Here is a 578-nt window from a genome sequence, read left to right on the forward strand (position 1 = left end):
ATGTTTTGCTTGGCTCTGGGCGAATCTCGAAATCAAAATCGGTTAATGGCATGGTTTGCAACGACAATATTGCCGAGCTGATCATGGTATCTGACCCATCCACAATCCATTGCCCAAGCTCTCGACCTTGCATCATGCGTTGTGTGAGATCGCTTGGCAAAATCAGCACGGCGCGCACAATACCATCTTGAATCGCTTGTTCAGCCTCTTGCGCGGTGGCATAGGTTTCTTTGATATCCACCACTTGAGTGACTTTGACGGACTGGGTAATGATCCGCCCGGCGGTACTGCCACTTTGGTCGACAACACCTACCGGAATGTTGCGAATGTCCGTATTGATTGCGAAGCCGAACAGCAAAAGCTGGATAAGCGGGATCATCACCACCATGCCAAATGTGATTCGGTCACGGGAAAGTTGGCGAATCTCTTTGATCATGACGGCTTTCATGCGAGCGATAGGTTTCATCATTGGCGGCCTTTCCCTGTCACGCTGACAAAAACATCTTCTAAGCTTGGGCGAGCGTGGTTCATTTCAGCGTTTTGAAGTTCGGGAAACGTCTGCTTTAACCATTCAATCA

The 578-nt window shown here is 49.1% G+C and carries 1 protein-coding gene and 1 pseudogene; both read right to left on the minus strand.

All coding sequences use genetic code 11. The features are described from left to right. Window positions 1-466 (minus strand): ABC transporter permease (locus tag R7Z50_RS29480; RefSeq protein ID WP_318150013.1); only part of this gene is annotated, 466 nt, incomplete at its 3' end. Next, window positions 466-578 (minus strand): annotated as a pseudogene (locus R7Z50_RS29485) (ABC transporter ATP-binding protein); the annotation flags it as partial. The gene R7Z50_RS29480 and the pseudogene R7Z50_RS29485, both read right to left, overlap by 1 nt.

The sequence above is a fragment of the Vibrio sp. 1249-1 genome (assembly GCF_033340495.1).